Annotated in this window: 24 protein-coding genes and 2 pseudogenes; 20 read left to right on the forward strand and 6 right to left on the reverse strand. The window is 39.8% G+C overall.

The features are described 5' to 3' along the window. Positions 1-252 precede the first annotated feature (252 nt). The 3 genes from D0T56_RS04300 (at position 253) to D0T56_RS04310 (ending at position 3,507) form a co-directional block, all read left to right on the forward strand. Positions 253-846, forward strand: coding sequence for a tetratricopeptide repeat protein (locus D0T56_RS04300; protein ID WP_163318907.1), 594 nt, complete (start codon positions 253-255; stop codon positions 844-846). Positions 847-931: 85 nt separating this feature from the next. Continuing rightward, on the forward strand, positions 932-2,047 hold the full coding sequence (gene dprA, locus D0T56_RS04305) for a DNA-processing protein DprA (protein ID WP_163318908.1): 1,116 nt from the start codon (positions 932-934) through the stop codon (positions 2,045-2,047). Further along, positions 2,044-3,507: a hypothetical protein gene (locus tag D0T56_RS04310; protein ID WP_163318909.1), complete on the forward strand. Its 1,464-nt coding sequence runs from the start codon at positions 2,044-2,046 to the stop codon at positions 3,505-3,507. The genes dprA and D0T56_RS04310 overlap by 4 nt, the downstream gene beginning before the upstream one ends. Positions 3,508-3,571: 64 nt before the next feature. Here the strand turns inward: D0T56_RS04310 and D0T56_RS04315 are convergent, their stop codons facing one another. Together D0T56_RS04315 and D0T56_RS04320 are read right to left on the reverse strand one after the other, a co-directional pair. Continuing rightward, positions 3,572-5,197, reverse strand: a complete 1,626-nt coding sequence (locus D0T56_RS04315; RefSeq protein ID WP_163318910.1) for a C69 family dipeptidase — start codon at positions 5,195-5,197, stop codon at positions 3,572-3,574. Between the two features lie 331 nt (positions 5,198-5,528). Further along, positions 5,529-6,455: a cation diffusion facilitator family transporter gene (locus D0T56_RS04320; protein ID WP_163318911.1), complete on the reverse strand. Its 927-nt coding sequence runs from the start codon at positions 6,453-6,455 to the stop codon at positions 5,529-5,531. A 160-nt stretch (positions 6,456-6,615) separates the two neighbouring features. Here D0T56_RS04320 and D0T56_RS04325 point away from each other — a divergent pair, with 160 nt between their 5' ends. The 12 genes and pseudogenes from D0T56_RS04325 (at position 6,616) to D0T56_RS04380 (ending at position 18,415) form a co-directional block, all read left to right on the forward strand. Further along, positions 6,616-7,167 (forward strand): dual specificity protein phosphatase family protein, encoded by a 552-nt coding sequence (locus D0T56_RS04325; RefSeq protein WP_163318912.1) that lies wholly within the window; start codon positions 6,616-6,618, stop codon positions 7,165-7,167. A 444-nt stretch (positions 7,168-7,611) separates the two neighbouring features. Next, positions 7,612-9,123 (forward strand): 2-isopropylmalate synthase, encoded by a 1,512-nt coding sequence (locus tag D0T56_RS04330; RefSeq protein ID WP_163318913.1) that lies wholly within the window; start codon positions 7,612-7,614, stop codon positions 9,121-9,123. A 33-nt stretch (positions 9,124-9,156) separates the two neighbouring features. Then, positions 9,157-10,548 (forward strand): 3-isopropylmalate dehydratase large subunit, encoded by a 1,392-nt coding sequence (gene leuC / locus D0T56_RS04335; protein WP_163318914.1) that lies wholly within the window; start codon positions 9,157-9,159, stop codon positions 10,546-10,548. 160 nt (positions 10,549-10,708) lie between these two features. Further along, positions 10,709-10,825 (forward strand): annotated as a pseudogene (locus D0T56_RS04340) (GxxExxY protein); the annotation flags it as partial. A 43-nt stretch (positions 10,826-10,868) separates the two neighbouring features. After that, complete coding sequence (leuD, locus tag D0T56_RS04345; RefSeq protein WP_163318915.1) at positions 10,869-11,459, forward strand: 3-isopropylmalate dehydratase small subunit; 591 nt, start codon at positions 10,869-10,871, stop codon at positions 11,457-11,459. Between the two features lie 13 nt (positions 11,460-11,472). Next, positions 11,473-12,633: a glycosyltransferase family 4 protein gene (locus tag D0T56_RS04350; protein WP_163318916.1), complete on the forward strand. Its 1,161-nt coding sequence runs from the start codon at positions 11,473-11,475 to the stop codon at positions 12,631-12,633. Further along, the gene (locus D0T56_RS04355; RefSeq protein ID WP_163318917.1) at positions 12,630-14,141 is read left to right on the forward strand and encodes an alpha-isopropylmalate synthase regulatory domain-containing protein; all 1,512 of its coding nucleotides are present in this window, start codon (positions 12,630-12,632) and stop codon (positions 14,139-14,141) included. The genes D0T56_RS04350 and D0T56_RS04355 overlap by 4 nt, the downstream gene beginning before the upstream one ends. 203 nt (positions 14,142-14,344) lie before the next feature. Further along, the gene (gene leuB / locus D0T56_RS04360; RefSeq protein WP_163318918.1) at positions 14,345-15,412 is read left to right on the forward strand and encodes a 3-isopropylmalate dehydrogenase; all 1,068 of its coding nucleotides are present in this window, start codon (positions 14,345-14,347) and stop codon (positions 15,410-15,412) included. A 224-nt stretch (positions 15,413-15,636) separates the two neighbouring features. Beyond that, positions 15,637-16,344: a 2-phosphosulfolactate phosphatase gene (locus D0T56_RS04365; protein WP_163318919.1), complete on the forward strand. Its 708-nt coding sequence runs from the start codon at positions 15,637-15,639 to the stop codon at positions 16,342-16,344. 10 nt (positions 16,345-16,354) lie between these two features. Beyond that, positions 16,355-17,149 carry a 3-deoxy-8-phosphooctulonate synthase gene (kdsA, locus tag D0T56_RS04370; RefSeq protein ID WP_163318920.1) on the forward strand — a complete coding sequence of 265 codons (795 nt, stop codon included), beginning with the start codon at positions 16,355-16,357 and terminating at the stop codon, positions 17,147-17,149. After that, positions 17,150-17,719 carry a Maf-like protein gene (locus tag D0T56_RS04375; RefSeq protein WP_163318921.1) on the forward strand — a complete coding sequence of 190 codons (570 nt, stop codon included), beginning with the start codon at positions 17,150-17,152 and terminating at the stop codon, positions 17,717-17,719. Positions 17,720-17,731: 12 nt separating this feature from the next. After that, the gene (locus tag D0T56_RS04380) at positions 17,732-18,415 is read left to right on the forward strand and encodes a hypothetical protein (protein WP_163318922.1); all 684 of its coding nucleotides are present in this window, start codon (positions 17,732-17,734) and stop codon (positions 18,413-18,415) included. Positions 18,416-18,473: 58 nt separating this feature from the next. On the opposite strand, the gene D0T56_RS04385 is transcribed toward D0T56_RS04380, so the two are convergent. Then, positions 18,474-19,517 carry a hypothetical protein gene (locus D0T56_RS04385; RefSeq protein WP_163318923.1) on the reverse strand — a complete coding sequence of 348 codons (1,044 nt, stop codon included), beginning with the start codon at positions 19,515-19,517 and terminating at the stop codon, positions 18,474-18,476. Positions 19,518-19,827: 310 nt separating this feature from the next. Between D0T56_RS04385 and D0T56_RS04390 the strand changes: the two genes are divergently transcribed. The 4 genes and pseudogenes from D0T56_RS04390 (at position 19,828) to D0T56_RS04405 (ending at position 21,985) form a co-directional block, all read left to right on the forward strand. After that, complete coding sequence (locus D0T56_RS04390) at positions 19,828-19,965, forward strand: hypothetical protein (protein WP_163318924.1); 138 nt, start codon at positions 19,828-19,830, stop codon at positions 19,963-19,965. A 14-nt stretch (positions 19,966-19,979) separates the two neighbouring features. Beyond that, positions 19,980-20,144 (forward strand): annotated as a pseudogene (locus D0T56_RS04395) (ABC transporter permease); the annotation flags it as partial. A 17-nt stretch (positions 20,145-20,161) separates the two neighbouring features. Further along, a complete protein-coding gene (locus D0T56_RS04400; protein WP_163318925.1) occupies positions 20,162-21,208 on the forward strand; it encodes a sensor histidine kinase in 1,047 nt (348 codons plus the stop codon). 72 nt (positions 21,209-21,280) lie between these two features. Next, positions 21,281-21,985 carry a LytTR family DNA-binding domain-containing protein gene (locus D0T56_RS04405; RefSeq protein ID WP_163318926.1) on the forward strand — a complete coding sequence of 235 codons (705 nt, stop codon included), beginning with the start codon at positions 21,281-21,283 and terminating at the stop codon, positions 21,983-21,985. Positions 21,986-21,989: 4 nt separating this feature from the next. On the opposite strand, the gene epsC is transcribed toward D0T56_RS04405, so the two are convergent. Beyond that, complete coding sequence (gene epsC / locus D0T56_RS04410; RefSeq protein ID WP_163318927.1) at positions 21,990-22,805, reverse strand: serine O-acetyltransferase EpsC; 816 nt, start codon at positions 22,803-22,805, stop codon at positions 21,990-21,992. Between the two features lie 167 nt (positions 22,806-22,972). On the opposite strand from epsC, the gene gdhA reads away from it, so the two are divergent. Further along, complete coding sequence (gdhA, locus tag D0T56_RS04415) at positions 22,973-24,310, forward strand: NADP-specific glutamate dehydrogenase (RefSeq protein WP_163318928.1); 1,338 nt, start codon at positions 22,973-22,975, stop codon at positions 24,308-24,310. Between the two features lie 55 nt (positions 24,311-24,365). Here the strand turns inward: gdhA and D0T56_RS04420 are convergent, their stop codons facing one another. Both D0T56_RS04420 and D0T56_RS04425 read right to left on the reverse strand, forming a co-directional pair. Then, positions 24,366-25,499: an ABC transporter substrate-binding protein gene (locus tag D0T56_RS04420; protein WP_163318929.1), complete on the reverse strand. Its 1,134-nt coding sequence runs from the start codon at positions 25,497-25,499 to the stop codon at positions 24,366-24,368. A gap of 1 nt (position 25,500) precedes the next feature. Beyond that, positions 25,501-26,697 carry a pyridoxal phosphate-dependent aminotransferase gene (locus tag D0T56_RS04425; protein WP_163318930.1) on the reverse strand — a complete coding sequence of 399 codons (1,197 nt, stop codon included), beginning with the start codon at positions 26,695-26,697 and terminating at the stop codon, positions 25,501-25,503. Positions 26,698-26,707: the final 10 nt, after the last annotated feature.

Below are 26,707 nucleotides of genomic sequence, written 5' to 3' on the forward strand. Positions count from 1 at the left end.
TTTTAGATCAAAGCCCTCATCATTTAATAAATGGTGAGGGTTTTTGCTTTTTATATATGTTCATTTGATAACAATTAGTAAGAGCCGGGACTAAAAAAACTGTGGATTCATGACTCTTAATCGTTTTGTATCATCTAACGTGGTAGAAGCCGAAAAAATAAAATAAAGTCTGATATGATAATAAAATATCGGGCTTTTTTTTACTTTTGATACTTGTATTGTAATCTATTTTTTTAATCTAATAATCACAATATGAAAAAAGTATTATTGTTATGTGTTATAGTTTTCGCTTCTTTGTCTATTTGGGGGCAAGAAAGTGCAATTGAATTATATGAAAAAGGAGCTAATTTCTTTGAAAATGATAAAGTTTGCGATGCAGTTTATTGGTTCGAAAAATCATCTGAGAAAGGTTATCCTTTTGCATCGGTAATGTTAGGGTCGATCTCAAAAGATAAAAAAGATATTTCCAAAGCAATAACTTTATATAAGAAATCTCTGGAGCAAGCCGAAAAATACGAAGTTCCAAATGAATTTTACGGTATTGTCGAAGGATATTTAGGCAATTGTTATTGCTGGGAATTAGAAGATGACGAACAGGCTGTGTATTGGTATAAAAGAGCCGTCAAGAATGGCAATTATGATGCAATGGCAAATTTAGGGGGTATTTTGAGTGAAGGTGGAGATGGCATTGAAAAAGACGGGAACACAGCTTTATATTGGCTCGAAAAAGCAAACGAGCATAAAGAGGAACTCGGATTTGGATATTATGAAAGTATTGTGGCAGTTTTAATAGTTCAATTAAAAGAGGAAGGATATTCTTCTTCCAAAGCAAATATAGAAAAATGATGTATTTGTAATATACCCGAAAATATTAAATAAGATTTTTCAACTACTGATTCGCATTATTTAATAAACTATCTATCTTTGCAGAATGAGTTTCGACGAAAAGCTTTTATATCAAATTGCTCTCACTAAAATAAATGGTGTCGGGGATATTACTGCCCGTCAACTGTTGGAGGTGATAGGCGATGAAAAAGAAATTTTCATGTCGAGCAAAAAGAACCTCATGTCTGTCAGGGGGATTGCACATTGTCTGGTGGAGGAAATACTTAATCCTGAAGTTTTAAGAAAAGCGGAAAAAGAACTCGATTTTGTTCTGAAAAATAATATCCAGACCTATTTCATTTCCGACGACAATTATCCATTCCGTCTGAAAGAGTGTCTTGATGCTCCTGCATTGCTCTACTACAAAGGTAATGCGGATCTCAACAACACTAAGATAATCAGCATAGTAGGTACAAGGAAATCTACGAATTACGGTAATTCTTTTTGTGAAAAATTTGTTGAAGATATATCGAAAAACTTACCCCAAGCACTAATAGTCAGTGGTCTGGCGTATGGCATAGACATTCAGGCGCATAAGGCTGCATTGAAAAACAACCTCCCTACCGTTGGAGTGCTAGCTCACGGATTGGATAGAATTTACCCGTCCAGCCATAGGAATACGGCGATAGAAATGGTGAAAAATGGAGGACTGCTTACCGAATTTCCGAGCGAAACAGAGCCAGAACGATACAATTTTGTTCGTCGCAACCGTATCGTTGCCGGCATGGCTGATGCGGTTATTGTTATAGAATCGGACAAAAAGGGAGGCTCACTTATAACGGCCGAGATCGCTAATTCGTACAATAAGGATGTTTTTGCCACGCCGGGCAGAACAACCGACAAATATTCGGCCGGCTGTAATCAGTTGATAGAAGACAATAAAGCCATAATTCTGCAATCGGCCGAAAGTTTCTTACGATTCATGAATTGGGATACTTCCAAAAAAAAGCAAGCGCAAGCGAAACAAAGACAACTGTTTTTGGACTTGTCGGAGAACGAGCAGGCTGTCTACGATATTCTTTTTCAGTCCGAATCGGTACACATCAACCTTCTGTCTTCTCAAGTAGAGATCAGTGTTTCCCAACTATTTCCAACTTTGCTTGAGATGGAAATGAAAGGCATCATCGAACCCCAACCCGGAGGATTATACAAATTGGTATGAACACAGAATATAAATATAAAATAGACCCTACTTATTGGGTTATCGCGTGCTTAGGACTGATATACATATTATTGCCATCGACCAACAACTCGCTCGACGCATACGACTATGCTGCGTCAGCACAGGCTTTTACCGAAATATTCCGCCCTCACCACCTGCTATATAGCATGTTTGGATATGTTTTTGCATTATTCGGAATCTCTAATATCTTGTCTGCCATGATTGCCGTAAACGCAGTTTTTGCCACCGGATGTTTGATCGTAATGCGACCTATCCTGCTCACCCTTACAAACGACAAAATGCGTTGTGCATTGTTGCTTATCCTTTTAGGTAGTTGCTTCGGATTTATGCGTTTTGCAACTGAAAATGAGACATATATTATCCCCCTGTTTTTCTCTTTGTGGGCCAGCTTAAATTATCTTAGAAACCGAAATATTTTCACTACTTCACTGCTTGCGGCAATTGCTTGCCTGTTTCATCAAATTCATTTCTTTTGGTGGCTGGGACTTATGATTTTGGCTCTAAGGACAAATGGGAAATCCGGCAAAATGAAGACTTTAATATTGTATTGTTCTGCTGCGTTAATAGTACCATTAGCATATTGTCTTGTTTTTTATTTTACCGAAAACGATAGTTCTAACATAATAGAATATGTTTTTCATGACTATATGAAATACGATTCGGTAGAATTCACCATAAAATCGGTAACGTTACTGCTCACGCCAATTAGTTTTATACGTTCATTCATACAAGTGCATGGATATTTTCTTCTTCTGATTCTGAAATACCCATTTCTGATTATTGCGCCTATTCTCTCTGTTATTCTTTTTATTGTCGGTTGTGCCAAACTTAGAAAAGCTATATCAAAGAAGAATTCGGATCAATTTATAAAGATATTTGCTTCGGCTCACCTGATTATTTTCTTTCTGCAACTCCTTTTTGCCTTTATATCGGATGGAAACGCCGAATTTATGGTTATGCTTCCGTTTGCCCTGTGTATCTTTTTTATAGCCAATTATGATATCAAGCCGATTTGCCTTAAATATTTTTCGATAGGAATATTGGTTTGGAACTTGTTCTTGGGAATTATTCCCGCTCATTTTATTGAATTGAGTGCAGACAAAAAGCTATGCCACTATATCGCCAAGCATCCTGCTGATTCATATCTGATAGGCGACCGTATCAAGATCGATCACATGCTGAACTATTATTATCCGCAACAAGAATTCAACTTTATCCGGCTAAAGGACGAAAATCTGGATTCAAAATTAGATTCTCTTTTGCAGACAAACGCCCAAGTCATCACCGATATGGTGAACAATACGAGTGTAATGTCTCGCTCTACAATGATCGGCGATAATAAAGACTTTCTGAAAAAATATAATACCGAAAAGATAGATAGCGTACAATACGATTTGGGAACTCTCAATATTAGCAAACTTTATCTACCTGATCGCTGAAAATAAATCAGGCACAGATAAAAATCCATGCCTGTATCTGAATAGAAAACTTATTGATTGGAACTTAATACAAAACCTTATATTTATCTCCGGTTTCCTCTATCACTTTTTCATAAAACTCTTTCGGATAACCAACCCTTTGAGGTGAGGCTGCCCCGCCGTAGTCGTTTCGCTGAAACTGTCCGTCTTTTTCTTTACGAACCACTCCGTCCATATACTTAATAAGCAGGAACTCGCCAAGTTTTTTCCACCTGTCGAATGCGTATTGTGCCTGGTTTTTACTATAATTAGTAAGAATAGCCGGAGCGTCGGATAGGGAAGTTTTAGCTTCTGCTTCTATTTTTCCCTGATCGGCAAAGAATTTATTTTCAAGTTCTTGTTGAACCTTTTTCACGTCTTCGTGCATGTAATCGTATTTTGAATACACCATATTGGCTACCCAATTGTGTATCCAGAAACTGGATGTCCACGAAAATGTATACAAATCGCCATTGCCCACTCTAAAACATTCCGGTGTTTCTGTTATTGAACAATACATAGGCGTATACACCGTATTGGCAGCATCATCCACGCCAAACCAAAGTATACCTCCAATTGCATCAGGCAACCAAGAGCGCATTTGTGCCACAAAAACAAATCCGCTTTGTTGTGTAGCAATAGGACGTTCGTTACAATATTTTTGACCGTTCACTTCCCATTCAAGAGGCGACCAGCGATAAGGAGAATGAAACGCCCCGGCGCCAACATCATATCTCCAATCCAAGTCGGTTCCTTCATAATGGTCACGCATCATTGCCTGCATGTCTTGCAACGAAAGTTTCCTGTCAGGCTTTACGTATAATGGCATGGGGTCTTGTGTTTCGCCCTTCGCATAAGTTACGAATTTAGCCATATCCTTGTTATACTTGTTGAAGAAACTCCAAACACGAGCTTCGCAATAGCGTTGCCCTCCAAAATCGAGCGGATTGTAGGCCTTTGCAAAACTAAAATCTTCATCTTTTCCCGAATAGTATCCCATCTCTTTGGCAAAGGATATTACATCTTTCGAGTAAATGCAGTTCTTAGAATCCTTTAGCGGAAATTGCTGGATACGTGCCTGATTGGCATGTGCCGATATGCAATCGTCGGGAATGCGAACGGCTACCCACACAGCACCTTTTCGTCCTGTGCCTTTTCCTATCATTTCCAGAACCCATACTTCATTCGGGTCTGCAATTGTGAAAGATTCGCCACCGCTATAATATCCATATTCGGCAACCAAACCGGTCATCACTTTTATTGCCTCCTTTGCATTTTTTGCCCGTTGCAACGTTATGTAAATGAGGCTTCCATAATCTATGATACCTGTTGTGTCTTCCAGCTCTTCCCTGCCACCAAAGGTGGTTTCGCCAATAGCCAACTGATGTTCGTTCATGTTGCCCACCACATTGTAGGTTTCTGCCGCTTGCTTTATCTCGCCCAAATATTTACCTGTATCCCATTCGTAAACTTTCAGCATAGTTCCGGGAGCATGTTTGCCAGCCTTCCAATGATAAAGTTCTCCGTAAAGGGAATAAGAGTCGGCCGAATATGTAATCATTGTTGAGCCGTCAGTTGAAGCTGATTTTCCTACAATCAGATTTGTACAAGCAAAAATATCAATCGTATAGATTGAAAATAAAAGGAAAGTTGTTAAAATAATTTTTTTCATATTTCGATTGTCTGATTTTATTGTCTCTTTTTTATTTTTTTATAATTATTATCGAGTGCAAAAAATGGTTTGGTGTGATGTAAGTGATTGTAAATTAGAAAGTAAATCTTTATCTGGATATTTGTGCGTTTTTGCACGATAAGAATTTATAAGAAAAACACCCCTTTTTTTTGTATGTTTTATAATATATTTTTTTGTTTGCATAATAACTGTTAATCGATTTACTTTGTACTGATAACCTAAAAACAATCTTTTTACCTTAAATGCTAATATCTTGATTAACTCATAAGAGGAGATTCTGTGAAGAATCTCCTTTTGTATTTTCATCGGGTTATATACAACATCCTTCGTCATGACCTTTCAATTTCCGCCCTTCCAATTGCAATGTTATATGTTTAATACCGGTTTTCTTTGTCAGTGCCAATAGAGCATCTTCCAGTATCTTATCCCTGTCAATATCAGGATTGACCATCATGTGAGCAGTCATTGCGGGAAATTCGGCCGTAATCATCCAGATATGGAGATCGTGAATATCAAGAACACCATCCACACCTAGTAGAATTTTTCGCACCTCAGATATACTGATATTGGAAGGTTTTCCTTCCATCAATATATTAACCGATTCTTTTATAATGTTGAAACCGCTATAAAGAACCAGAAGCGATACGATGATACTGGCTATCGGGTCGGCAATATACCATCCGAATGCCATTATCAGAATGGCTGCTGTGATAGCACCTACGGAACCCAGCAGATCGCCAATAACGTGAAGAAATGCGCTTCTCACATTCAGGTTTTCTTTTGCTTGGCCTCGAGACAGTATGTAAGCGACAACGATATTTATTATAAGCCCTGTCACTGAAATGAGCATCATGCCCGAACCCATTACTTCTACGGGTTTCGAGATGCGATGTATGGCTTCGTAGCAAATGTAGAAAGACAGGCATATAAGAATTATGCCGTTGAGGAGAGCCGCTAAAATCTCGAACCGCTTATACCCGTAAGTCTTACTTGCCGTGGCTGCCCTTGCCCCGAAAATGACCGCCGTGAGGCTCAATCCCAGAGCAACCGAATCGGAGAGCATGTGTCCGGCATCCGAGAGAAGAGCCAAACTGTCAGTATAAAGTCCTCCTAAAAATTCAACAAACATAAAACCCGTGATGAGTATGAAACTCAACATCAATGCTCTTTTGTTGGATGTATGCGAATGGCCATGACTATGTCCGTGGCTATGGCTGTGTGAAGTATTCTGTGACATTTTGTTACAATTATTGATTTTGTAATACACAAAAATAGGCATTTTTGATGTAAAGTGTTCTTAAAAAGACAAAAAGAAAAGCATATTTAATCTAACAGGTTGTAAGGATGTTAAATCTCAATTTTTTTATACTTTTGTTACATTAATGCAAGCTCTGTGTATGAAAAAATATATTTTTATCTTATTCTTGATATTTACCGTTAATTCCATTTTCGGGCAGAGCACCCGTAAATCGGAATGGGCAACTCCTGTTACAGGCATATCTCTAAAAAACATGTATAAGGTAGACAAAGGCGTCTATCGTTCGGCTCAACCGTCGGAGAAAAATTTTCTGGAATTGAAAAATTTCGGAATAAAGGAGGTGCTCAATCTACGAAGCTATCATAGCGACAGGGATGAAAACGAGAAAGCCAAGCTTATTCTTCACAGGGTAAAAATGGATGCTCATGATATAGATACAGACGAAGTGATAGCAGCTCTGCGTATCATAAAGAACAGGAAGGGGAGCATTCTGATTCATTGCAAGCATGGTTCGGACAGAACCGGGTTGATTGTGGCTATGTACAGGATTGTTTTTCAGAACTGGAGTAAGAAAAAAGCAATTGACGAAATGAAAAACGGTGGCTATGGGCATCATTCCATATTCAGGAATATTCCGTCGTATATCAACAAAATTAATGTTTCGAAAATCAAGAAGGAACTAAATAATTAATACGAAGCAGTTGCTGAAAAACAGGTTGAATTTAAACCAACTATTTTGTGACAGCAATTCCAAATATTCTTATTTTTCAGACAAAAGGACTCTTGTAAGATGATTGAGTGAAATTTCAAACAAACACGGCAGCAAATTGTCATTTATGAAATTTATATTGCTAAAAAGTGTAATTTTGTTTGTGTATTTCGGATAAATACATAACTTTGCATCACCATAATTAAAGCAAAAAGATATATGTCACTTTTTTCTAACATTATTAGCATTATTATTCTCCTCTGGAAAACTCCTGGGGTGAATGTTGCTATGTAGTTAGATGTGCGAAAAATAACGAAAGCCTTTCTCCCAAAATGAGAAAGGCTTTTTTTGTTAGATATAGCTGCGAAAAAGCATCTCGAAATAGTGACGACAGGCTGGGAAATAAACAAAAAAAAATATTTGAGAATGGAAAAGTTATTTATTTTTGACACAACATTGAGGGATGGCGAGCAGGTTCCCGGTTGCCAATTGAACACAATTGAAAAAATTGAAGTGGCAAAGGCTCTTGAGGCGTTGGGTGTTGATGTCATTGAAGCAGGATTTCCTGTATCCAGTCCGGGCGACTTTAACTCGGTTGTTGAAATTTCAAAAGCGGTGACGTGGCCAACGATATGTGCCCTTACCCGTGCAGTTGAAAAAGATATAGAAGTGGCAGCCGAAGCGCTCAAATATGCTAAGAAAAAACGTATACATACTGGTATAGGAACATCCGACTATCACATCAAATACAAATTCAATTCAACTCAGGATGAGATACTTGAACGTGCAAAAGCATGTGTTAAATATGCCAAACGTTTTGTTGAAGACGTGGAGTTTTATGCCGAAGACGCCGGGCGCACAGACAACGCATATCTTGCCCGTGTGGTTCAGGCTGTGATTGACGCCGGAGCAACGGTTGTAAATATCCCTGACACCACAGGCTATTGTTTACCAACGGAATACGGTGCAAAGATCAAATACCTGATTGACCATGTGGATATGAAAAACGCAATTTTGTCTACACACTGTCATCAGGATTTAGGTATGGCAACTGCCAATTCCATCATGGGAGTTCTGAACGGTGCCCGTCAGGTTGAAGTTACAATAAACGGAATAGGCGAACGTGCCGGAAATACATCTCTGGAAGAGGTTGTGATGGCAATCAAGAGCCACAAAGAATTGAAAATTGAAACAAATATCAATACACAAAAGATATATCCGATCAGCAAAATGGTATCCAGTTTGATGAGTATGCCGATACAGCCGAATAAGGCGATTGTTGGGCGTAATGCTTTTGCTCATTCGTCCGGTATTCATCAAGATGGGGTGTTGAAAGACCTTTCGACTTACGAAATCATCGACCCAAAAGATGTGGGAATTGACGACAATGCAATCGTTTTAACTGCACGCAGTGGTCGTGCCGCATTGAAAAACAGGCTGAATATACTAAGCATTCAGGTGAGTGACGATGAGTTGACAGAAGTCTACCAACGCTTTCTTGATCTGGCAGACAAGAAAAAAGACATTACTGATGAAGATTTGCTGACTCTTGCGGGCAAAGAAACAAACGGAATGAACCGTGTAAAGCTTGATTATCTTCAAGTTACATCGGGTGTAGGAGTGCGTTGCATAGCAAATGTAGGGATAGATATTGCAGGCGAAAAGTTCGATGCAGCCGCTTCGGGCAATGGACCTGTCGACGCCGCCATAAAAGCTGTATGGGAAGTTATATGCGACAATACGGTGATCAACGATGGAGAAACGGAAATAAAAGAATTTTTGATTCAAGCCATAAATAAGGGTAGTGACGATGTGGGTAAAGTTCACATGCAGGTTGAGCACAGAAAACAGATATATTATGGTTTTGCCGCTCACACCGATATTGTGGCAGCATCGGTCAAAGCGTTTATTAATGCTATAAATAAGTTCATTAAATAAGAGAGTACAAATTAAAATACTATATTGCAAGAAATGAAAACATTGTTTGATAAAATTTGGGATGCTCATGTAGTATCGTCAGTTGAAGACGGACCTGTTCAATTGTATATCGACAGGCATTTCTGTCACGAAGTAACAAGTCCTCAGGCTTTTAATGGCTTGCGTGAACGTGGGTTGAAAGTTTTTCGCCCCGAAAAAACCACTCTGACGGCAGACCATAATACACCTACAATCAATCAGGATCAGCCGGTGAAAGATCCTATATCTAAAAATCAGTTGGATACGTTGTCTAAAAATGCGGCGGATTTCAACCTTCCGTTATTTTATCCGTTGGGACACATAAAGAATGGTGTTGTTCACATCATTGGTCCTGAAAACGGATTCACTCAACCGGGAATGACCATTGTTTGTGGCGATAGCCACACGTCCACTCACGGAGCTTTCGGTTCTGTCGCTTTTGGTATCGGAACGTCTGAGGTTGAGATGGTTTTGGCAACACAATGTATTTTGCAATCGCGCCCCAAAACGATGCGGATCACATTCAACGGAAAGTTGGGCGAAGGTGTAACAGCAAAAGACTTGGCTCTTTATATGATCTCTAAATTGACAACAGGCGGTGCAACCGGCTATTTTGTAGAATATGCCGGCGAAGCCATCCGCAACATGTCGATGGAAGAACGCATGACGCTTTGCAATTTGAGCATTGAGATGGGTGCCCGTGGAGGCCTTATCGCTCCGGATGAAAAAACTTTTGAATATGTGAAAGGACGCGAGTTTGCACCAAAGGGTGAAGAGTGGGATAAATCTCTGGCTTATTGGAAAACTCTAAAGACGGACGAAGGTGCGAAATTTGATAAAGAATTGACTTTCGATGCTGCCGACATCAAACCGATGATAACATACGGAACCAATCCGGGCATGGGTATGCCGATTGATGCGTCAATACCAACTTTGGATGAGGTGGACGAAGCAGGACGCATTTCTTTTCAGAAATCTATGGATTATATGGGATTCGAACCCGGAGAAAAACTGGAAGGAAAGCAGATCGACTATGTGTTTCTAGGTAGTTGTACAAACGGTCGTATCGAAGATTTCCGTGCATTCGCCAACTATGTGAAAGGCAAGAAAAAAGCCGACAATGTGGTGGCTTGGCTTGTTCCGGGTAGTTGGATGGTTGAAAAACAAATCAGGGAAGAAGGCTTGTACGATATTCTGAAAGAAGCCGGATTTGAATTGCGTCAGCCGGGATGTTCGGCATGTCTTGCAATGAATGACGACAAAGTTCCTGCCGGAAAATATGCCGTTTCCACATCTAATCGAAACTTTGAAGGGCGTCAAGGTCCCGGAGCACGAACAATCTTGGCAGGCCCGTTAGTTGCAGCGGCAGCAGCGGTGACAGGAAGAATTACAGATCCGAGGAAATAATTGTCTAATAACTTAATACCGTTAGCGCACAGATAACGTAAATATAGTTTGTCATGCTGAACGATAGTGAAGCATCTGTATCTAGTAAACAAGATACATGATACTGTTTTTTCACTCGTCTACTTGTTTTTTTGCAGATCCTTCGTTACACTCAGGATGACAATTAATAAATTATTTAAAAGCAACAAACATTGAAGTTGGACTTTTACTAAATTTCGGAAAGAAACCAATAGTAAAAAGAAAAATATACACAAATGACAGAAAAGAGCTGATATAAATCTGTATATTCTGTGTTTTCAGTGTTCTAATAAAATGAAAAAATGGAAAAATTTCAAACATTAAAATCGACATACGTACCACTTCCTATCGAGAATGTGGACACCGACCAGATCATTCCCGCACGTTTCCTGAAAGCTACAACCAGAGACGGGTTCGGCGACAATCTTTTTGCCGATTGGCGTTACAATAAAGATGGTAGTCCGAAAGCAGATTTCGTTCTGAACAATCCCACGTATAGCGGGCAGATACTTGTTGCCGGAAAGAATTTCGGAAGCGGTTCGAGTCGCGAACATGCCGCTTGGGCAGTAGCAGGGTATGGTTTTAAAGCGGTAGTTTCAAGTTTTTTTGCAGATATTTTTAAAAATAATGCACTGAATAACGGGGTTCTTCCTGTGGTGGTTTCGCCCGAATTTCTGGCAAAAATATTTGAAAGCGTAGATAAAGACCCGAAAGCAACATTGACTATCGACCTAGAAAATCAGACAGTGACAAATGATGTGACAGGAGAATCGGAATCGTTCGAAATCAATGCGTACAAAAAAGAATGTCTGCTCAAAGGTCTTGATGATATAGATTATCTGTTGTCGAAAAAAGATCAGATAGAACAATACGAAACAAACTCAAAACTATAAAGAATTGACTATAATGGGAAATTCGGAGAAAAAAATAAAAGTTGGCTTTCTAGCTATGCGAAATCCACAAAATAAGGCGGCTTGGTCTGGCACAATTCATCAATTGTACGAAAATATAAAAGCAAATGATGTTGAAATTAGCTGGATACCCGTTTCTGAGAATAAATCTGCTCAGATGTTTAATCGCATTGTTAGTATTTTCACCAAACTTTTGAAGAAAAAAAAATCTCCGCATTTCACCTATATATCCAAGCAACTGGCCAGATCTGTCGATCTTGATCAATTGAATCAGGTAGATATTGTTTTCTCTCCGGCGGGTTCTGTAAACATCGCCTACCTGAAAACAAACAAGCCTATATTATACTTGACGGATACCACCTTCAAACTTATGTATAGTTACTATCCGGAATTTTCTAATTTCATGCCTTGCAATGTGATGCAGGGCAATAAATTGGAAAAGATTTCGGCAAATAAGGCTTGGCGGATAATTTCGGCATCCGATTGGTGCAGCAATTCATTGATCAACGACTATGGAGTTGACAGTAAAAAAATAAAAGTTCTTGAGTTTGGGGCAAACATTACAGATATAAGCCTGAAAGCTGAATCAAGGTTTGATAAGAATAATACTTTAAATCTTCTTTTTCTTGGGGTAGGCTGGAAACGTAAAGGCGGAGATATAGCGGTCGATTGTGTGAAATCGCTCAATGAACAAGGAGTAAAAGCAACTCTTTCCATTGTTGGGTCGAAACTTCCTGAAAATCATCAAAATTGCGAATCTATCAAATCTTATGGTTTCTTGAATAAAAACAACGAGGATGAATACCAAATACTTAAACAGGTGATTTCGGAAAGCGATTTGCTTATTCTCCCTACCAGTGCCGAATGTGCCGGGATTGTTTTTGCCGAAGCAAGTGCCTATGGTTTACCTATTTTCACTTACGACACGGGAGGAATTCCGAATTATGTGATAAACGGAAAAAATGGGTATAGAATGAATATGAATTCGACGGGAAAAGATTTTGCCCTGAAAATAAAAGAATGTATAGATAATGAAGAATTTGAAACTTTAAAGAAAGGTTGCCTGGAAGTATATCATGAAAAATTGAACTGGACAGTCTGGCAAAAAAAGTTTCAGAAAATACTTGATGAATACAGAAAGGAGTTTTATATATGATCGAAATAATGGATACAACTCTTCGGGACGGGGAACAAACTAGTGGTGTTTCGTTTTCTTCTCAAGAAAAAATGAGTATAGCTCACTTGCTCTTGGTGGATTTAGGCGTAAACCGTATCGAGATTGCATCGGCTCGTGTTTCCGAAGGAGAATTTAATACGGTAAAGAAGATTGCAGACTGGGCTAAAGCCACAGGTTATATAGATAGGCTTGAGGTTCTGGGGTTTGTAGATAATGGAGCATCTATCGATTGGATAAAAGAAGTAGGATGCAACACGATTAATCTCCTGACAAAAGGTTCTTACAAGCATGTTACGGAACAATTGAGAAAAACTCCCGAACAACACCTCGAAGACATTAAACGTGAAATAAATATTGCGAAGGAAAAAGGTCTTACCGTAAACCTGTATCTCGAAGATTGGTCGAATGGCATACTTCATTCCGAAGATTATGTCTACTTCTTGATGGACAATCTGAAAGATATGCCGATAAAAAGATTCATGCTTCCCGATACGCTGGGAATACTGAATCCTCATACTACGTGGCGTGCCTGCCGTAGAATGACCAAACGTTATCCCGACCTCCATTTCGATTTTCATGCGCATAACGATTACGACTTGGCCGTTGCCAATGTCATGGTGGCAGTAGAAGTTGGCGTTCAGGGTGTTCATGTCACGATAAACGGATTGGGCGAACGTGCCGGAAACGCATCCCTGTCGAGTGTTGTTTCTATATTGCACGACCACTTAAAGATGGAGACAAGCATTAAGGAAGACCATATAAACAAGGTGAGCCGGGTGGTAGAAACTTACTCAGGCCTTAATATTGCAGCCAACCAACCCATCATCGGCGAAAATGTATTTACTCAGTGTGCAGGAATTCACGCAGATGGAGATCAGAAGAACAACCTATATTTCAACGACTTATCTCCCGAACGTTTTGGGCGGATACGAGAATATGCTTTGGGTAAGCTGTCAGGAAAATCCAATATAAGAAAAAATATTGAAGCCTTGGGTATCGAGCTGACTGAGCCGGAAATGATGAAGGTGACTAACCGTGTCATAGAGTTGGGCGATAAGAAAGAAATCATAACTCAAGCCGACTTGCCATATATAATTTCCGACGTATTGAAAAATGGTGAACGGGAAGATAAAATCAAGATAATGTCTTTTGCGTTTCTCCTGACAAAAGGACTACGCCCAACGGCAACCGTTCGTGTAGAGATTGATGGTGTTGAGTATGAGCAAACTTCGGCGGGAGACGGTCAGTATCATGCGTTTTCTAAGGCATTATGGAAGATTTATACTAAATTGGACAAGGAAAAACCCGATTTAGTGAATTATGTGGTTATAATTCCTCCCGGTGGACGTACCGACGCCCTTGTTCAGACGATAATCACATGGAACTTCAAAGGCAAGGAATTTAAGACAAAAGGTCTGGATGCCGACCAAACAGAGGCGGCAGTGAAAGCAACAATAAAGATGTTGAACCTTATAGAGGATATGTAATTTACTAGTGATCAGGATAACAGAGAAACCGTCTAGACTTTTTCGTTTTATTCAATTTTGTCATCCTGAGAGTATCGAAGGATCTGTTTTTTAGATGTTTCACTACGTTCAACATGACAAAAACTCAAAAATTAAGTATAATTTAAAAAGTCTAGATGACTTCAGAATAAAAAAATATAATACTAAAAAAATATAAACAAAAAATGAAATTGAATATCGCAGTTTTGCCGGGAGATGGAATTGGTCCCGAAATTATTAGTCAGGCTTTGCGGGTGACCGAAGCTATTTGTGAAAAATTCGGACACGAGTTGTCTTATGAGTACGGTCTTGTTGGCGCATGTGCCATTGACGAAGTTGGCAGTCCTTATCCACAAGGAACTCACGACTTGTGCATGGAATCGGATGCCGTACTTTTCGGAGCCATCGGGGATCCTAAATACGACAACAATCCATCGGCAAAAATTCGCCCCGAACAGGGATTGCTAAAAATGAGAAAAGACTTAGGCTTATATGCAAACCTGCGGCCAATTACTACTTTCCCTTCATTGATACATAAATCGCCGCTTCGTGCCGATTTGGTTGAGGGTGCTGATTTTATGTGTGTGCGTGAACTCACCGGAGGACTTTATTTCGGTCGTCCACAAGGCAGAAGCGAGGATGGAAACACTGCCTACGACACATGCGTATACACCCGTGAAGAAGTAGAGCGTATTTTGCATCTTTCATATAAATATGCCCGCCAACGCCGCAAGAAAGTTACGGTTGTGGACAAGGCTAACGTGTTGGCTACATCACGTTTGTGGCGTGAAGTGGCACAGGAAGTTGAGAAACAATATCCTGATGTGGAAACCGAATATATGTTTGTAGACAATGCAGCCATGCAGATAATTCAGTGGCCAAAACGTTTTGATGTATTGGTAACGGAAAATCTCTTCGGAGATATCCTCACGGACGAATCGTCTGTCATCACAGGCTCTCTAGGCATGTTGCCATCGGCTTCGATAGGTATTCACACTTCGGTTTTTGAGCCTATTCATGGGTCATACCCTCAGGCAGCGGGAAAAAATATTGCAAACCCAGTTGCAACCATTCTTTCTGCAGCAATGATGTTCGAATATGCATTCAACCTGATGGATGAGGGAAAACTGATTCGGGAAGCTGTTAACGCATCTCTCGATGCTAATATTGTTACGGAAGATATTGCCTCGGGAGGCAAAGCGTATACAACATCGGAGGTTGGCGACTGGATAGTTGAATACGTGAAAAAATAAAATTATATAGTTCATTGCAGAAGAAAACGTTGGTTTACGTTCAACCTGTTTTTGAAAATGAAAATGTAGGGGTGTAAAATTTTACGTCTAAGAAGAAAGAATATATGCGGGCGAATGTTTATTCGTCCCTACTTTTTTTATCGAATTTAAAACAACTATTTCGCTGAACTTTAATCTCTCCTTTCTTTTTTGTACTTTTGTCGATCAAATTATTACACAGATAAATGAAAGTAGAATTATGTTTTTCTCCTGCGCTTTATCCCGCATACGAATCGGAAGATTCTATTGTTGTGGTAGTGGATATATTCAGAGCATCAACCACCATGTGCGCCGCCATTGCCAATGGAGCGAAAAGTGTGATTCCGGTAGATTCTATTGAGATAGCAAAATCGTACAAAGATCAAGGCTATTTAGTGGGAGCGGAACGCAATGTCAAACGGGTTGAGTTTGCCGACTTTGGAAACACACCTTCCGAATATTCACCGGAAAAGGTGAGGGATAAAGATGTGGTTTTCACTACAACTAATGGTACTCATGCCATTGAAACGGCTAAAGGTTGTTACCGGCTTATAATCGGTGCTTTTTCCAATTTGTCTGCTATTGCAGATTATTGTGCCCAAGAACAGAAAGATGTCCTTGTCTTGTGTTCAGGGTGGAAGGATAGATTCAATATAGAAGATAGCCTGTTCGGCGGGGCATTAGCCGATAAACTTATTCAGGAGAAAGGGTATACGGTAGACTCCGATGCTGTTCAGGTTGCATTGTCGATGTGGACTGAAGCCAAACCGGATCTGAACAAGTATATTCAACAATCGGAGCACATCAAACGATTGGCTGCAAACAATCTGTTGGATGTGGCTCAATATTGCCTTCGGATTGATACGGTTGATGTTGTGCCTGTTTACAACGAAGAAACGAAACAAATAAACTAATAATAAAACTATGAATATCTCGAAACTAAAAAATGATAATTTCTTTCTTCTGGCAGGTCCATGTGTAATAGAGGGTGAAGATATGGCTCTGAGCATCGCCGAGACTATAATGAATATAACCAGCCGGTTGAATATCCCTTTCGTGTTTAAGGGTTCGTACCGCAAAGCAAACCGTTCTCGGGTCGATTCTTTCACGGGAATAGGAGACGAAAAGGCATTGAAGATACTTCGCAAGGTAGGCGAAACTTTCGGTATACCTACTGTAACCGATATTCACGAAACTCACGAAGCGGCTCTTGCTGCTGAATACGTGGATGTACTCCAGATTCCTGCCTTTCTTTGTCGTCAAACAGATTTGCTGATAGCTGCCGCTAAAACAGGTAAGATAGTAAATATAAAAAAAGGGCAGTTCCTTGCGCCCCATGCAATGAAATTTGCCGCTCAGAAAGTGATAGATTCGGGCAATGATAATGTAATGCTCACAGAACGAGGTGTATCGTTCGGCTATGGTGACCTTGTAGTCGATTTCAGGGGAATACCTGAAATGCAGGAGTTTGGCTTTCCTGTGGTTTTGGATGCTACCCATTGTTTGCAGAAACCGAATCAGTCGTCGGGAGTAACGGGAGGTCAGCCTAAATTGATAGAAACTATGTGCAAGGCGGGAATAGCCACCGGTGTGGACGGGTTGTTTATGGAAACACATCCCGAACCGGATAAAGCTCTTTCGGATGGTGCTAATATGTTGCCTCTTAATCAACTGGAAGCTCTATTGACTAAATTGGTTCGATTAAAGCAAGCATTATAAATGAAATTATCGAAGATTATACTGGCGTCTAATTCTCCTCGCAGACAAGAATTGCTGAAAGGTCTGGATATTCCGTTCGAAATTAAAGTGTTACCCGATTTGGATGAGTCTTATCCTGATACTTTAGATGTAAATGACATACCCGAATATCTTGCCCGGAAAAAAGCCGAAGCATACGATTCTATTATTGACGAAGACACACTTGTTATTACTGCCGATACGTTGGTTATACTCAACGGAAAAGTGTATGGCAAGCCAAAAGACATTGTAGAAGCCAAACAAATGCTCGGAGACTTGTCGGGCAAAACTCATGAAGTGATAACCGGCGTTTGCTTGTATTCGAAAGATAAAAGAAAAACTTTTTCATCAGTTTCCGAAGTCAGGTTTGCACAACTGGACGAAGCAGACATAGATTATTATGTGAACCATTACAAGCCTTTGGATAAGGCGGGGGCATACGGTGTGCAAGAATGGATAGGATATGTAGGTGTGGAATATATTGCCGGCTCCTATTTCAATATAATGGGATTACCTGTGCAAAAACTGAGCAAGGAGTTGAAGGCTTTTTAAAACAACGGAGACATGGATGTTGCCGACGATGTGGTTGTCACATCAGCCGGAAACGTGGGCATAGGCACGAACAGTCCCCAGACAAAGGTCGATATCCGCAGCACGACACAAGGCAAAGGATTTCGGTTGCAGGATGGAAGTCAGGGCAATGGAAAAGTATTGACTACCGATGGTAATGGCAATGGTAGTTGGAAAACTCCGGGTGTGGCTTATGCAAAATTGGGCACTATCCCTGCTAACCCAGTAACAAACCCTGTCCTCGACGCAACATCTGACAGTGAACATATAGCATATTCGGGTATGTCAATTGAACTAACACCCGGTGATTATCAGGTAAATTTTACTGCATGGATTTCTCCACAGGGAGATAATGTTGCTGCTACATTAGCTAATAATCGTTTTGCGTCAATCTTTTTTTCAACCTCTTCCACAGCTAACATTCCTCCAACCTATTTATCCCCAATCAAATCGGTTATTATTCAAAAATTATATAGTGAAGGTAGCATCCATCCTGATTATTACGGATCGGGAGCAATACCGATAAAAATAACGACAACAACAACTCTCTATTTATGGGCTTATGTGAGTGCAACTAACTGGAATGGAGACAATAAGTTAATAACATCTTATAATGGACTAGCAGGATCGTATGGTCCCTACACTCAACTATACGCCGTTCCGTTCTACATCGAATAGACGATGATTCTTCCCCTTCACCTCTTCAATGAGTGAGGGGGATAATTGAAATGTTCAGTTACTTCTTTCTTGAGGTTATTTCCCAGTTTTCGGTTTGATTCGGGTTCACCATATTACCAACAGACAGCCTGAACTGAAATGCTTTACGCTTGCTGTTGTATTGAAATTTGGATAGGGTATAAGTCCACTTATTATCCAATGTACCCGTTTTTTCTTCGTTGTCTTTGTATGTTTGTTTTTTATAGTTATCCGCAACTTTCTGAAGTGTACTTTTATATCGGGTGTTGTTGCGTAAGAAACCGATAAGGTCAAGAATTTTCTGCTGATAAAATTCTTTCGTTTGTGCCTGATGTGGAAAGTTGTACAGAGTCAACTCGAAAGACAAAGACAGGTTGTCGCACCCCGACAGGGAAGCCGTCACAAGAGTATCGCCTTTTACACACTTTTCTGATGAGTATTCCGTATAATCATGCATATCAATATTCCGGTCACGCTCCACGTTTGGCAGATCAGATTTGAATATTGTCTTGTCTTTCATCTTGCCCATTTCGCACTTGTTCAGATAACTCTCCTCGTACAGATTACCATCTTTATAAAGAAAACTCACAGGCGTGCTTTTCAGTTCTCCATCCTCGTTATAATATGTCCTGAAATTCTGTGTTGCCACTCCCTTTAGTTTTCCATCTTTGTATTCCATTTCATCCAATATGTTATAGGAAAAAGGAGCGTAGCCAAGCACTGAATATTTCTTATCTATTGTTCTGTCATCCTTCATGATATAGTAAATATACTCGTTGTTGGTATTGGCGTTTCCGCCCAACATTCCCTCCGAAACACGCCAAATCACATAATCTTCGATTCCGTCTCCGTTCAGATCTTCGTGAGCCAGCATGTGCATACAAACCGAAAAACGCTCAACATCTTCACCTATGTTTATGCAATAAGGTATGTCGAGCATATTCAATTCTACGTCTTCATATTCTCCGGTATCTTCATCAACCAGCAATTCGTTAATAAATCTTTTTTCTTCGTCCGTTTGCTGTGCCGATAGATTTATTGAAATTAAAGTAAATAGCAGTAGTAGTGTGTATTTCAGCTTCATAAATTTTAATGTTCCGTAGAGTGTTTGTTTAACGTCGTAAAAATAGTATTTTTTTATCAGATAAGGCAAAGCATGACAAATCTTTCGGGTAGACCAGAGAGCCTACCCCTACAAAGCACCCCACCCGAAAATCGACAAATTAAAACAACGGTTTTCAGCAACTGATTCGTATAATATATGAGTGATGTGAGAAATTGGCACGAAAAGCCGGTCTCTTTTTTGTCGACCGGAAACGTCTCTCTGTCGATTCTTCTTTTCATAACAATGACTTCTGTGTAATTTCGTTTCAGAACTAAAATAATTAGATGAAATGAGAAAAGTATTGTTTACGCTTGCTTTTGTGTTTGCCGCTTTAAGTTTGTCTGCCCAACCACCTCAAGGAGGTATGGGAGGAAAAAGAGCTCTCGGTGGTGGAGGACACTTCCCCCTATGGATCAGGATGATATGATTTTAGGTATAAGTAGTTCTTTTATTGTGAAAAATCTTTTATCTTGGCCTATCGATATTCAGGTGTATACCATTGCTTTGTCGTTTATAGTATGTTCGGCCACGGGTATATTCTTTGGCTGGTATCCTGCGAAAAAAGCATCGGATCTGGACCCTATCGAAGCGTTGAGGTATGAATAACACTATCTAACAGCGAAATGAAGAATTTTATAAAGGTATTTGTACATATTCTGATCTGGGCAATCATTCTGATCGTACCGACTTATATTATGTCGCGTGAGGGCACTCTGGACAATAAGCCGTTTATAAGCTATACCGTTCGGGTATTGATATTTGCAATAATATTTTATGTCAATTATTTGTATCTGATTGATAAGTTCTTGTTCAACAAAAAGTTTGTTTCCTATATCATCATAAATATTGTTTTGGTTGGCATTTTATTCTTGGCACAATCGTTTTTCTTTGAGTTGTGCTTTTCTCAATATCCTCGTGTGGAGAGAATACCCCGCCATCATTCACGACCACCGTTTGCCATACGTTTTATATCTGAATATGTACTTATATTCTTTGTGATAGGCATAAGTGTTGCCATCAAAACTACTGTGCGATGGTATCATGATTCCATCAAGATGGAACAGGTAAAAAATATGCAATTGGAAGCCGATTTAAAAATACTCAGAACGCAGCTTAATCCTCATTTTCTGTTCAATACGCTGAATAATATCTATTCACTGATAGCTATAGATCAGGAAAAAGCACAAGAGTCGGTGCATCGGCTTAGCGGTTTGCTTCGGTATGTTTTGTATGAAAATGATGAAAAATTTCTCCCGATTTCGCGCGAATTGCAGTTCACTCAAAACTATATAGATTTGATGAAATTGCGGTTGGGAAAAAACACTAAGCTAGATGTATTGATTGAAGACAACGAAAGCAGGGGTAAAATTGCTCCTTTAATGTTTATCACTCTAATCGAGAATGCATTTAAACATGGAACGAATTCGGCAAAAGAAAGTTTTATAAAGATAACTATCTTAGTGGAAGCTGAAAAAGGAGTTCTCTGCACAGTTGAAAATAGTTTGGACGAAAATATCAAGAATAATAATCTGGAGATAAAAGATTCGGGGGTAGGTTTGGCTAATTTAACGAAAAGATTGGATTTGCTTTATCCCGGCAAACATCAGTTTGAAACGGAATTGCGTCAGGATAGTTTTTTTGCAATGCTTCGGATAGATTTTAGTAAATGATTGAGTTCTTGTATAATATGGTTGTTGGCTTATTTCTATTATTGAGTCGGATGAATAAAAAATAATTATACTATGAAATTGAAATGCGTGATTATTGATGACGAACCTTTAGCTATTGATTTGTTGAAATCGTACGTAAAAAAAACGCCGTTTCTCGATCTTATCGGAACTTTTGAGGAGCCGTTATCTTCTGTCGAAACTATTAAAAAAAATGATGTACAGGTTTTATTTTTAGATATCAATATGCCGCAAATCAGTGGAATGGAATTTGCTAAGACATTGCCTACCTCGTTGAAAGTCATTTTTACAACTGCTTACGATCAGTATGCATTGGAGGGGTTCAGGCAGAACGCATTGGACTATTTGTTGAAACCGGTCAGTTATGCAGAGTTTCTGCAAGCATCGCATAAAGCCTTGGAATGGTTCAACCTGACAGAGAATAATCAACCACCGTTGAACAGTATTTTCGTGAAATCGGGATACCGGATAGAAAAGATGGATTTCGATAATATCCTGTATATTGAAAATCAGAAAGATTATGTAAAGTTTCATTTACAATCGGCCACCGATCCGGTCAGTTCACTCATGAGCATGCAATCTTTGGAAGAAAAACTTCCATCAAATAAGTTCATGCGTGTTCATCGTTCTTTCATTGTCAATTTGGATAAAGTGAAGACAATAGAACGCAATAACATTGTTTTCGGAAAACAATATATCCCTGTGTCAGACTCCTATAAAGACAAGTTTATGGAGTTTTTGAGCAAACATTTTTTTTGAAAATTCAGATCGAAAAATTCAAAACATCATCAAAGTCGTTCGTAGAGCGTATCCTGATTTCGGATGTGTGAAATACGAGAGAGTAGGGGATTACACTTTTCGTCAACCACACATTCCCCCCGATTGTGGAATCATGCCCTACAATGGTGTTGCCTCCTAATATTGTAGCTCCGGCATATATAACCACATTATCTTCAATGGTCGGATGCCTTTTCTGGTTCTTCAAACTCCTCGAAACATGCAGGGCACCCAAAGTAACACCTTGGTATATTTTTACATTATCTCCGATGATGGTTGTTTCGCCGATAACGATTCCTGTGCCGTGGTCGATGAAAAAATTATTGCCGATTTGTGCCCCCGGATGAATGTCTATACCCACTTTTGCATGTGCATACTCCGAAAAAAGGCGGGGAATAATCGGCACCTCCAGCTTGAACAGGAAATGTGCTATCCGGTGAACAGTTAGTGCAAAAAATCCGGGATATGTCAAAACAATCTCCTCCACCGATCTTGCAGCAGGGTCATTATGAATGAAACATTCGGCTTCTACCTTTAATCTTTCCTGAAAAAGAGGCAGTTCGTTGACAAAAGTATCAACGATTTTTGCAGCTTCGTCTTTATTCATCAAATTCGATATGTTCAGAAGAAGAGTGGTTTGAACGAATTTGATCTCTTTCTTTGTATCGCAATTCTCTACACAAATGGGAAATAGTATTTGATGGAATAATACTTCCAAAACACTTTCCAGTTCGAGTTTGTTGATGGGTAAACGTTTCGAGTTTGAACCGAGTTGTTCTACTATTTTATCCAGATTGTCCATTTTGCGATCGTATATAATTAAAAAACAAATTTAGGAATTAAAAAACAGAAAAAGAGATGTTGAAAAGCAGATTTTTCAGATAAAAACAATCAACTGATAAATTGTAAATATCATTTCTTAATTTATATATTTGTATACATGTAACAACCTTTAAAATGTAATAAAATATGAAAATAGATAACATTTTGTCATCTTTGGAAGCAAAGCATCCCGGTGAACCAGAATTTTTGCAAGCGGTGAAAGAAGTTTTGATGAGTATTGAGGAAATATATAACCGGCACCCCGAATTTGAGAAGGCTCGGATTATAGAGCGGCTGGTTGAACCGGATAGGATATTTACTTTCAAAGTTCCTTGGGTTGACGATAAAGGCGATGTTCAGGTCAACTTAGGCTATCGTGTTCAGTTCAATAATGCGATAGGCCCTTATAAGGGAGGTTTGCGTTTTCATGCTTCGGTAAATCTCTCCACGCTCAAGTTTTTAGGTTTTGAGCAAACTTTCAAAAATGCTTTGACCACTCTTCCTATGGGAGGTGCAAAGGGAGGTTCGGATTTCAATGTAAAGGGTAAATCAAATGCAGAGATTATGCGTTTCTGTCAGGCGTTTATGCTCGAATTGTGGCGGAATATAGGTCCCGACACGGATGTCCCGGCCGGAGATATTGGTGTTGGCGGACGAGAAATCGGCTATCTGTATGGAATGTACAAGAAGTTAGCCCGTGAGAATACGGGAACTTTCACCGGAAAAGGATTGGATTATGGCGGATCGCTGATTCGTCCCGAAGCTACCGGTTTTGGCGGATTGTATTTTGTGAATGAAATGCTGAAAGCCAAAGGAATAGATATAAAAGGAAAAACGGTTGCTATTTCAGGTTTTGGTAATGTGGCTTGGGGCGCTGCCCTGAAAGCGACAGAGCTGGGTGCGAAAGTGGTTACTATATCAGGACCTGACGGTTATATCTACGACCCCGACGGGATTTCGGGAGAAAAAATTGATTATATGCTCGAACTTCGCAATTCAGGAGAAGACATTGTTGCACCCTATGCCGAAGAGTTTAAGTCTGCAACCTTCTTTGCAGGCAAGCGTCCTTGGGAACAGAAAGTGGATATCGCTTTGCCATGCGCCATTCAGAACGAATTGAACGAACATGATGCTCAACAGTTGATAAACAATAATGTGACTTGTGTTGCCGAAATATCCAATATGGGATGTACGGCAGAGGCGGTTGACCTGTTTGTCGAAAAGAAAGTCCTTTTTGCTCCGGGCAAGGCTGTTAATGCAGGAGGAGTGGCTACATCCGGGTTGGAAATGACGCAAAACGCCATGCACATTCAATGGACAGCCGAAGAAGTGGACGCAAAATTACAACAGATAATGAAGAATATCCATGCGCAATCTATTAAGTATGGGGCAGAAAAAGATGGGTATATCAATTATGTGAAAGGGGCGAATATCGCAGGATTTATGAAAGTTGCCAGCGCGATGATGGCTCAGGGAATAGTATAAAAGTTTGGTATGAAGCAAAAACGGAGTGTGTTTTTTAGATACACTCCGTTTTTTATTATTCATTCATTTTTTTATAATACTTCGTTATCTCTCCTTCGAAAAGATCGGGGTGAAATATGATTGCGAAATCTTTTAAAATCCAATCGGGGTGAATTGTCAGATCTTCGTAATAGTTTGCTTTCGACATATTACATTCGTAGATGCTCCTGTTTTTGAAAGCATCAAATTGTGCATAGCCTTTATTTTCCTTTTCAAGGCTGTTGTAGGTGAAATTTTGAGTGTTGTTGTATTTTATCAGCCAAAAATCAGATTTTTCGCCTTTGTCCAACACCGACTCGAACGATAAACGTTGCGAACCTGTTGTTTTCACGTCATCCCAAATGTATGTCGCACCTGCATCGTGAAGCATGCTGACCACAAAACTGCCACCTCCCGCCATATACCAGATATTGTTGAACATTATATCCAGCATAACAGACGGCTTGCTGTTTGCTGTGGCTGTTTTTTCTATAATTGCATTGTAATTTGTCTTTGTAGCAGTAAATAATGAATCAGCCAGATCTTCTTTCCCAACAAAATAGGCATAGAACCTAAGCCACTCGGCAATGCCTAAGGCTGATTTCTCCATATAGTCGGGGGTTTGGATGATGGGGATTTTCGTTTTCTCAATGGCTCCGAAAGTAGCCCCTTCAATTGGTGCGGCAAGTATGGCTTCGGGACTCAGCATGATTGCTTTTTCCACATCCGGAGCAGCTGCCTGACCCAAATTGACAATTGTATTGTCTGAAATTCCCTTTTTCACAAATGGAAGATTGATATAATCAGGCTCACAAACACCTGTTATTATGTCTTGAACGCCTAACTCGGCAAGAGCAGCACAGTGTATGGAGGAATAAGCTGCAACACTCTTCAGGGGTGTTCTTATTATAATGCCTTCGGGCAGTTTCGACGGCAGTTCTTTCGTCCTGTCCACCAAAATATATTTTTGCAATACTTTTAGAGTATCCCAAGGGTTACGCACGGTTATTTCGGTATAGTCATTTGTTTTATGCACCGTAAACCCCTGTGCATATTCCATCCGTATTTGACTATCGGACGGAGATACGACCCTATCTTTTTCCGTTCCTTTACAGGCAGAAAAAGATAGAGTTAATAAAAATAGATAGAAATAAAACTTTATCAGTTTCACCTTATTTCAGTTTTGCCAGAGTTTCCTTGATGCGTCTGAATGCTTCGATCAGTAACTCATCGGCAGTTGCATAAGAAAAACGGATGCAGTCGGGAGCACCGAAAGCAGCACCGCCAACGCAAGCAACATGACCTTCTTCCAGTAAGAACATAGCTAGGTCGGCAGATGTTTCAATGGTTTTTCCGTTGTAAGATTTGCCTAAGAAATACGAGCAGTTGGGGAACAAATAAAAAGCTCCATCGGGTTTGCTGACTTTGAATCCTTCAATTTCACTTGCCAATTTATAAACAAGTTCTTTTCGGCGTTCAAATGCTTTGCGCATATCTTCCACACAAGTCTGATCGCCGGTATAAGCCGCTTCTGCTGCCTTTTGGGCGATAGATGAAGCTCCGGAAGTATATTGTCCTTGCAGTTTGTTGCAAGCCGATGCCAGCCATTGAGGAGCTGCCATCCAGCCTAAACGCCATCCTGTCATTGCATAAGCCTTGGAAACTCCGTTCACGATAGCGGTTCTTTCTTTAAGTGTACCAAACTGGGCAATGCTTTCGTGTTTGCCTATATAGTTGATATGCTCGTATATTTCGTCAGCAATAATTATGACATTCGAATGTTTTTCCAGAACATCAGCCAATGCTTTCAACTCATCCTTACTATAAACGCTTCCGGTAGGATTGGATGGCGAACACAATATTATAGCTTTTGTTTTTGGTGTTATTGCAGCTTCGAGCTGAGCAGCTGTTATTTTGAAGTTCTGATCAATTCCGGCAGAAATGATCACGGATTTTCCTTCCGATAACTTTACCATTTCCACATAACTAACCCAATATGGTGCAGGTATGATAACTTCGTCACCCGGATTAACGATACACATCAAAGCATTACAAACAGACTGTTTTGCACCACCCGAACATACGATTTGCTCCGGTTTGTATTCCAGATTATTTTCCTTTTTCAGCTTTTCGCATATCGCTTTTCTGAGGGAAAGATACCCCGGAACAGGTGTGTAGAACGAGAAATTATCATCTATGGCTTTTTTTGCAGCATCTTTTATGTGTTGAGGTGTGTTGAAATCGGGTTCGCCAACACTCAGATTGATTACGTCGATGCCTTGCGCTTTTAGTTCAGTGCTTTTTTGAGACATAGCTAAAGTCTCGGATGCCGATAGATTTGCAATACGGTCAGATACTTGTAGTGACATAGTTTAGTTT

The organism is Dysgonomonas sp. 520, from assembly GCF_010501095.1.
Lineage (GTDB): Bacteria > Bacteroidota > Bacteroidia > Bacteroidales > Dysgonomonadaceae > QVMP01.